At 74.1% G+C, this 8,795-nt stretch carries 5 protein-coding genes and 1 pseudogene; 3 read left to right on the top strand and 3 right to left on the bottom strand.

What is annotated here, in order from left to right:
- The first annotated feature begins 344 nt into the window (after positions 1-344).
- From AOK22_RS02700 to AOK22_RS02690, 3 genes are read left to right on the top strand one after another with little or no spacing between them, the layout of a single operon-like run.
- Positions 345-1,022, top strand: a complete 678-nt coding sequence (locus AOK22_RS02700) for a response regulator transcription factor (protein ID WP_055696902.1) — start codon at positions 345-347, stop codon at positions 1,020-1,022.
- Between the two features lie 43 nt (positions 1,023-1,065).
- On the top strand, positions 1,066-1,746 hold the full coding sequence (locus AOK22_RS02695; RefSeq protein ID WP_055696901.1) for a Pvc16 family protein: 681 nt from the start codon (positions 1,066-1,068) through the stop codon (positions 1,744-1,746).
- A complete protein-coding gene (locus AOK22_RS02690; RefSeq protein WP_055696900.1) occupies positions 1,743-3,761 on the top strand; it encodes an ATP-binding protein in 2,019 nt (672 codons plus the stop codon). The genes AOK22_RS02695 and AOK22_RS02690 overlap by 4 nt, the downstream gene beginning before the upstream one ends.
- Positions 3,762-3,877: 116 nt before the next feature.
- On the opposite strand, the gene AOK22_RS41260 is transcribed toward AOK22_RS02690, so the two are convergent.
- From AOK22_RS41260 to AOK22_RS02675, 3 genes and pseudogenes are all read right to left on the bottom strand, one after another.
- Positions 3,878-5,269, bottom strand: a complete 1,392-nt coding sequence (locus AOK22_RS41260; protein WP_055696899.1) for a hypothetical protein — start codon at positions 5,267-5,269, stop codon at positions 3,878-3,880.
- Entirely contained in the window at positions 5,266-6,867 is a 1,602-nt protein-coding gene (locus AOK22_RS02680; RefSeq protein WP_055696898.1) for a peptidoglycan-binding domain-containing protein, read from the bottom strand. Before AOK22_RS02680 ends, AOK22_RS41260 begins: the two co-directional genes overlap by 4 nt.
- A gap of 122 nt (positions 6,868-6,989) precedes the next feature.
- A pseudogene (locus tag AOK22_RS02675) lies at positions 6,990-8,795 on the bottom strand (hypothetical protein); the annotation flags it as partial.

Genomic DNA, 8,795 nt, shown 5'->3' with positions numbered 1-8,795 from the left:
GTCGGGAGCCTCGGGAGAGACGTCGAGGGAGAACGACGGCGGGGCGGACGCGGTGAGCGGCATCAGGGATTCCTTCTGGACGTGCCCGAACACTAGGACGAGCAGGACGCTACCCCCGCCCCACCCCGCACACCGCCTCCGAAGGCGCCCCTCAGAACGCCTTTGGCAACTCCTCACAATCGCACCCGCGCGCGTGTTTTCCTTGTGTCCACTGAGGCGTTCCGTCGCACGTCAGGCCCTGCTCACGTCGCTAAACATGCGCGTTGATCCGTCGGCAATCGTTTGTTGATCGGACCCGATCACCCTGTGCCCGTCGCTATTCGGGGGAAGACAGGAAACGCTCAGTGTCGGATACACGAATATCGGTGGCCGTGCACGCCACCGACCCCCTCAGCCGAGCCGGAGTGATCAGTCATCTCCGGCACCAGCCCACCGTGGAGCTGGTCGACCGCGCCGACGACCCACCCGAGCAGACACCACGGACGCCACCCGCCGCCGAGCGGGTCGCCGTCATGCTCGTGGACCGGCTCGACGACCCCGCCGGCACCGAACTGCGCAGACTGGCCCGCTCCACCGACCACCGCGTCGTCCTGATCGCGAGCGAACTGCGCGAGCCCGAGCTGCTCGCGGTCGTCGAGTACGGCGTACGGGCCATCCTGTGGCGGCACCAGGCGACCCCGCAGAAGCTGCTGCGCGCGGTGCACAGCGCGGCGCGCGGCGAGGGGGAACTGCCGCCCGACCTGATCAACCGGCTCATGACCCAGCTGGGGCGGCTGCGGCTCTCCGCGCTCGACGGCTCGCCGTCCACGTCCGGCGGGCTCGTGCCGACGCTGGGCATGGCGCCCCGCGAGGTGGACGTCGTGCGGCTGATCGCCGAGGGCCTGGACACCAAGCAGATCTCCGAGAAGCTCGCCTACTCCGAACGCACCGTCAAGAACGTCCTGCACGCGCTGATGACGCGCCTGCAGCTGCAGAACCGCGCGCATGCCGTCGCGTACGCGCTGCGGGAGGGATACATCTGATGTCGCCGAACCGACTCCCCTGCCCCACAGGGGGAGTACGTACGTGATCCACGAAGTCGACGAGGCACTGCGGGCGCTGCTGCGCGGGGCGCTTCCCGAAGGAACCGGCGAGGTCGTCTTCGAGGCGCCGACCCGCGACTGGGCCGCCCGGCGCAACGCGCCCACGCTCAACTCGTATCTGTACGACATCCGCGAGGACGTCGCCCGCCGCGAGCGCGGCGCGTACGCCGAGCGGGGCCCGGACGGCACCGTGCTGCGCAGACGGCAGCCGCCGCGCTGGTTCCGGCTCTCCTATCTGCTCACCGCCTGGACCAACCGGCCCGAGGACGAGCACCGGCTCCTCTCGGCGGCCCTCGGCACCCTGCTCTCCCACGAGTTGCTGCCGCCGGACGACCTGCCGGACGCGCTCGCCGCGCTGCGGGCCACGCTGCCGCTGTCCGTCGCCGTGCCGCCGCCCGAGTCCCGGTCCATCGCGGACATCTGGTCCGCGCTCGGCGGTGAGCTCAAGCCGTCCCTGGACGTGGTGATCACCGTGCCGTTCCCGGTCTCGCCGGTGTACGACGTGGCGCCGCCGGTCACCGAGGGCGCGGTCGTCACCGTGCGCGGCAAGAACGGCGAGCCCGGCGACGCGCGCCCCCGGATGCTGCGGACCACGCGGCAGGACGGCGGGACCAGGCAGGACGGCACGGCGGGGCAGGACGACGACGGGGCGGGGTCCAGGTGAGCGACACCATCACGCTGCCCGCACACCTGGAGACGCTGCGCGGGCGCGTGGCGGAACTGGTCGCCGGGCGCTCCGCGGACGACCCCACGGCGGGCGACCCGCTGCGCGGTCTGTACGTGACGGCCGAGACCGCGCACCGGCTCGCCACCGCTCCCCCGCCGGCGCCGGGCACGGACGTCTTCCCCGCCGAACCCGTCGACGCCTTCGAGGCGCTGGCCCTGCGGTTCGGGCTCGACGCGCTCGACCGGCAGGTGCTCCTCGCCGCCCTCGCGCCCGACGTGGACCGCCGCTTCGAGCCGCTCTACGGCTATCTCAACGACGACGTGGGGCGGCGCAGGGCGACGGTCGCCCTCGCCCTCGACCTCGCGGGCACCGGGCCCCACGACCCGCTCGCCCGCGCCCGCTTCCACCCGCTGGCGCCGCTGCGCGCCGGGGGCCTGCTCACCCTCGACGACGAGGACCGGCCGCTGCCGGGGCGGGCGGTGCGGGTGCCGGAGCGGGTGGTCGCCCATCTGCTCGGCGACGACGCGCTCGACCCCGAACTCGTCGACCAGGGCGTGGAGCTGCTGACCGACGACGCGTCGGGCGATCCGGCGTCGGCGCGGGACGCCCCGGCCCCGGCCGGCCGCATCGCCGCGCTGGCCGCCGCCGGGCAGCCGCTCCTGGTCCATCTGCGCGAGCGCAGGGAGGGCACGGCCGCCGCCCCGGTGACCGACGCGCTGCGGGCCGCCGGACTGCCCGTCCTGCGCCACCGCCCCGCGGCCTCGACGGCGGACGCCGCGACCGTGACCCGCGCCCTGGTGCGCGAGGCACGGCTGCGGCGGGCCGTGCTCGTCGTGGGACCGCTGCCGTCCGAGCCGGGCCCCCTGGTGCGGTCCCTCGCGACCGGTGACGTGCCCGTGGTGTTCTTCGGGAGCGAGCCGTACGACTCCGGATGGGCGCCGGACGCCGGGCTGCTCTCCCTGGACGCGCCGTACGACAGGGTCGATCCGGCCCACACCTGGCACACCGAACTCTCCCGGCACACCACGGAGTTCGCGCCGGACTTCGACCTCGGCGAGGCGGTCGCGCCGTACCGGCTCGGCGAGGAGCAGATCCGGCGCGCCGCCCGGAGCGCCGCCGGGCACGCGGCCTTCGACGGCACCCCGCCGACCGCGGCCCACCTCCAGCACAGCGCCCGGCTGCAGTCCGCGCCGCTGCTCGACCGGCACGCCCGGCGCATCCGGCCCGCGGTCGGCTTCGGCGACCTCGTCCTGCCGGACGAACCGCTCGGCCTGCTCCACGAGTTGACGCTGCGCGCCCGGCACCGCGACAAGGTGCTCGGCGAGTGGCGGCTGCGCACCGGCGGCGGGCGCGGGCGCGGGGTGATCGCCCTGTTCGCCGGGGACTCCGGTACCGGCAAGACCCTCTCGGCCGAGGTGGTGGCCGGTGAACTCGGCCTGGACCTCTATGTGGTGGACCTGTCGGCGGTGGTCGACAAGTACATCGGCGAGACGGAGAAGAACCTGGAACGGATCTTCGTCGAGGCGGACCGCACCGACGCGGTGCTCCTCTTCGACGAGGCCGACGCGGTCTTCGGCAAGCGCTCGGAGGTCAAGAGCTCGCACGACCGGTACGCCAACCTGGAGAGCGCGTATCTGCTCCAGCGCCTGGAGGCCTTCGACGGGATCGCCGTGCTGACCACCAATCTGCGGGCCAACATCGACGACGCGTTCACGCGCCGCCTCGACCTGGTGGTGGACTTCCCCTTCCCGGACGTCGAGCAGCGCGTCGCCCTGTGGCGCACCTGCCTGGCCGGTACGCCCTGCTCACCGGACCTGGAGGACGAACTGTCCTCCTGCGCCCAGGAGTTCGAGCTCGCGGGCGGCGCCATCCGGTCGGCCGCGGTGACCGCCGCCTATCTGGCGGCGGGGCACGGCGGGCCGGTGTCGGGCGCGGACGTGCGGGCCGGCGCGCGGCGCGAGTACCGCAAGATGGGCCGTCTCGAACCGGGCGGTTCGCTGCCCTGGCAGTGACGCGCGCGGGGTCCCGCACAGGGCCCCGCGAGGCCGCACGAGTGGAGGGCGGGTGGCATGCCACCCGCCCTCCACTCGTGCGCGGCCCCGGCTCGCGCGAAACCGCCGCGGCCCCGCTAGCCGTTCCAGTCCGAGATCGTCCAGCCCATGGCCTTGCTGTTGTCGTCGCACTGCCACGTGATGGCGCTCTTGTCGTTCTGCATGTCGACGAGGCACTCACCGGAACCGACGCCGACGATCCGGGTCAGCCCGTCCGGGCGCTTCTCCAGCTTCCACTTCTGGTTGTCGGGCAGCTGACCGGACTTGATGTTCTCCGGCGGCGCGTTGTAGATCTGGGCGATGTTCGTGCCGCCCTTCTGGTCCAGGATCTTGCCCGGGGCGTTGGCCGGCTCCAGGGAGTAGGTGTCGGACTCGGGGTAGTGGTGCAGGATCCAGTCCTGGTTCTTGCCGAACTTGTCGGTCAGGGCGGGGTTCTGTCCGACGTAGGTCTCGTCCCGCGTCTTGCCCTCCTTGACCTCCAGGTACCAGCCGCCGCCCTCGGCGCTGCGGATGGTGTGCGTCTTGGGGCCCTTGGGCTTGTCGTCCTGACCGCCGCCGCCACCGCCCGAGCCGCCCGGCTTCTCGTCCTGGCCCGTGTCCGGCGGCGGCTCCTCCTCCTTCTTCTCCTCCTTGGAGGCGCTCGGCGACGGGGTCGGCGCCTCCTTCATGCCGTCGCCCTGCGGGAGCTGCTGCTGCTTGCCCTGCTTCTCCCTGGCCGCCGTGGCCAGGGTCGGCTTGTGCTGGAACCACACCACGGCGAACGCCACGAGCAGCGCGACGAGGACCGAGAGCACGGCCATCGCCCAGCGCGGGATCACCGACGGCTGGACGTAGGTGCCGCGCAGCTCCACGGGCTCGGGCACCCCGGCCCGGACCACGGAGACGGTGAAGGGGTGCTTGCGGGTACCGCCGACCCAGCTGATCGCGCCGGGCTTGAGGTTCAGGTCCGCGAAGCCGGCGCGCCCCGGGGCGACCTGGACCGACCCGGGCTCGGCCTCGACCTCCAGCTCCTCGCCGTTCTCCCGGCCGGAGAAGGAGGCCGTCAGCTGCTGGTTGCCGAGGTTGTCGACGGCCACCGACGCCTTGGCGCGCATCCGGCCGCGGACGATCAGGGGCAGGAGTTCCGTGCGGAGTTCGGCGAACGGGCCCACGGTGACCTGGCCCTCGACGACGTCCGCGCTCTGCGGTGTCTCGCGGGGCCGCACCTGGACACCGAAGGGCGTCGGGCCGGCCTGCGCGTCGGGGGTCCGCGGCGGCGCGAACTGCACCTCGGCGGTGCCCTCCGCGCCCGGGTACAGGCGCAGGACGTCGGGTTGTACACGGGCCCAGCCCGCGGCCGCGCCGACGACCTGGAGGCGGTACTCCTCCACGGTGTCGCCGGTGTTGCGCACCCGCAGCCGGACGCTCGCGCTGGAGCCCGGCTCGACGGTGGTCGCGGTCGGTTCGAGTGCGGTCCACATGTCGCTCATCGCCCCTTCACGCCGGGGTTGGTGACGCTTCCGCCGACGAGTGCCTGCAGTGTTTCGGTGTCCGCGACGCCCGTGGCCGGAAGGCCGACGGACGCCTGATAGTCCTTGATGTGCGCGGCCGTGTTGCTGCTGTATCTGGCCGTGGTGGGCGGTGTGCGGCCGTTCTCGAAGTAGGCGACGCCGTGGGCGGCGTACGCCCGGTCACGCGCCAGGTCGTCGTCGCTGATGCCGGCCTGCGAGGCCCACCAGAACGCCGCCTGGAGCTGCACGACCTCCCAGGTGTCGGCGCCGGAGCGGACGGCGTCGGGACGGATGCCCTGCGCCCACAGCGAGGTGAGCGTGGCGCGGCCGAGCTCTCCCTCGTCGTCCGTCGCGAAGATCTGCGCGGTGTTGTGGCCGGAGTTCTGGCCGGTGCGGATCACGGCCCTCTGGTAACAGATCAGCTTGTCCTCGGTCTTGGCGTCGATGACGCCGGGGGTGTAATCGCCGGTGAGTGTGCACGGGTTCTTGGAGCCGAGGGCGGCGAGGCGGCGCTGGGCGTACTCGACCACGACGTCCGACGCGTAGCCGCGCTTCCACGGCGGTCCGGTGCGGGCGGCGCCGCCCGCCTTCGTCTTCTTCTTGCCGTCGGCGCTGCCGCCGCCGTCGGACGCGGTACCGCCATCACCTCCGCCGCCGCCTCCGGAGCCGCTTCTGTCCTCGCCGCCGCCGGAGCCCGCGTCGCCGTCGCCGCCGAGGTCGCCGCCGTCCGCCGCGTCCTTCGGCGGCGGCGGGGCGTCGGCGAGCTCGTTCTTGTCGCCGCCCTGCGGCGCCGGGTCGGGCTCGGCAGCCGCCACGTTCTCACGGGCCGAGCCGTCGAGCTTCGGCGAGAAGGAGAACCAGAACACGACGAACGCGACGGCGAGGGCCGCGAGCACGCTGCCGAAGGTGAGCAGCCAGCGCGGCAGGACCGGGCGCTGGTCGAAGCTGCCCGGCAGTTCGTGGGCCTTCTCGTCGCCGGAGCGGCGCACGAGGACGGTGAGCGGGTGCGGCTGCGCGGGGCCGGTCCACCGCACGTGCTGCGGGCGGACGGTGAGCCGCGCGAACGCGGCGCGCCCCGGGGCGACCTGGATCGCGGTGGGATCCGTGTCGAAGATCAGCCGGTCGGCGTCGTCGCGGGCCGTCAGCGTCGCGGTGAGCGGGGTGTTGCCGAGGTTGTCCACGGCGATCGAGGCCCGGCCGCGGAAGCGTCCGACGACGGTGGGCGGCAGCAGTTCGGCGCGGATCTCCGAGAACGGCGTGATGGTGACCTGGCCCTCGACGACGTCGCGGGACCCGGGCTGCTCACGGGGCTCGACGCGGATGCCGAACGGCGCGGGACCCGCCGCCGCGTCCGGCGAGCGCGGCGGCGCGAAGGAGACCTCGGCGGTGCCCTCGCTGCCGGGGTAGAGCCGCAGGACGTCCGGCTCGACGCGGGACCAGCCCGCCGGCGTGCCGACCAGGGAAAGGCGGTACTCCTCGACCGTGTCACCAGTGTTGCGCACACGGAGCCGCACGGTGGCACTGCCACCAGGATCAACGGTCACCGCGGCCGGGTCCAGGGAGTTCCACCACGTCATACGGGCACGGTAGGGGGTGCACCCCCTTGTCTCCTTGTACGAAAGGGCGGCCCCGAGGGCAGCCCGCATTGCCCTCCCGGACGGCTCCCGAAACCTCGCGCCGGTTTCTGGCCGCGGGCCGGTCAGCCGTGGGCCGGGAGCAGGGGTCTGGGCGCGCCGGGCTGTGTCTCCCACTGGGCGAGCAGCGCGGCGATGCCCGTGGCCTCCATGGCGCCGCGCCGGGCCATGACGCGGTGCGCGATCCGCAGGGCCCCTCTGGCCCGTTCGAGGTCGCCGAGGGCGAGCAGGGCCCGGCCGCGCGCGGCCATCGCGAGGGCGTGGCAGAACGCGTCGCCCAGTTCGCCCTCGACGGCCAGCGCGGCGTCCGCGCACTCCAGGGCCTCGCCGGGCCGCTCCTGTGCCAGTTCGCAGTAGGCGATCCTGGCCCAGCACAGGGCCTCCCAGCGGGGGTTGCTGGACCGTCCGTGCAGCCGCTGGGCCTCGCGCAGCAGGTCCGCGGCCCCGGCCGCGCGGCCGTCCCGCAGCAGGGCGCAGCCCGCCTGGTAGAGGACGTGCGCGAGGGTGGACGTGCCGCCCGATCTGCGTGCCTGGCGGACCGCTCCGGCCAGCGCGGCGTCCGCCTCGGCGCGCCGGCCGAGTGTGACGTACACCCGTGCCATGTGGGAGAGGATGCGGGTCCGGTCGCCGTGCCCGCCGAGCGCCCCGAACCGTTCGTAGGCCAGGCTGAGTTGCTCCAGCGCCTCCTCGTGGCGGCCGGTGCCCATGAGGACGATGCCCAGTTCGTGGCTGCCCTCGGCGGCGATCAGCGGGTCGCCGGACGACTCGGCGAGCCGCAGGCTCTCGCGCAGCGCGCGCTCGGCGCGGCCGTAGGTCTCGGTGCCGAAGTGCGGGGTGCCGAGCAGCCGGAGCGCGCGGGCCGCGGCCAGGTCGTCGCCGTGCCGGCGGGCGGTCCGCAGGGCCAGTTCGGCCAGCGGCTCCAGGTCGCGGTGGCGTGCGGTGCCGACCAGGAGGTGGGACCAGGCGGTGAGCAGGTCGACGACGGGGCGCAGGCCGGGCGGGCCGCTGCCGGGCGCGTCGGCGGCGTGCGTCGCGTCGGCGGTGTCCGGCAGGTGCCGCAGGGCGTTCTCCGCGGCCGCGTAGAGCCGGGAGTGCGCGACGACAAGCCAGGCGCGCGCGGCTGCCTCGTCGGGCAGCGCCTTGCCGGATGAGGCGGGACGGTGCAGCAGTTGGGGCAGGACGCTGGTCGGCTTGGTGCGGCGGATGGCGGTGATGACGGTGGCCAGCACGTAGTCGAGGAAGCGGAGCCGGGCGTCGGCGCGCTCGCGGGGGCTCTCCTCGCGCTCGCACTGGCGGCGCGCGAAGAGCCGTACCAGGTCGTGGAAGCGGTAGCGGTCCTCGCCGTGCGGTTCCATGAGACCCGCGTCGACCAGGCGTTCCACCGTCTCCTCCGCCTCCTCGTCGCTCACGTCGAGGAGGGCGCCCGCGGCGCCACGGCAGAACGAGGGCATGTAGCAGAGCGCGACCATGCGGAAGGCGTGGGCGAGGTCCGGTTCGAGGGCTTCGTAGCCGAGCCGGAAGGTCGCCTCGACGCCGAGGTCGTCCATCCGCAGCTCGTCCAGCCTGCGGTGCTCGTCGCGCAGCCGGACCGCGAGGTCGGCGACGGAACGGCCGGGGCGCGCGGCCAGGCGCGCAGCGGCGATGCGGACCGCGAGGGGCAGCCCGCCGCAGAGGGCGACCAGTTCGGCGGCGGAGGCCGGTTCGGCGGCGACGCGGTCGGGGCCCACCATCGCGGACAGCAGCCCGAGCGCCTGCGTCTCGTCCATCATCTCGACGTCGACCAGGCGCGCGCCGGGCAGCGCGATGGTCCGCGAGCGGCTCGTCACCAGCACCGCGCAGCCGGGCGCCCCGGGCAGCAGGGGCCGCACCTG

The sequence above is a fragment of the Streptomyces silaceus genome, from assembly GCF_001419745.1.
Classification (GTDB): Bacteria; Actinomycetota; Actinomycetes; order Streptomycetales; family Streptomycetaceae; genus Streptomyces; species Streptomyces silaceus.
The sequence above is the reverse complement of the archived record's forward strand: the minus strand, read 5'-3'. Positions and strand labels throughout refer to the sequence as shown.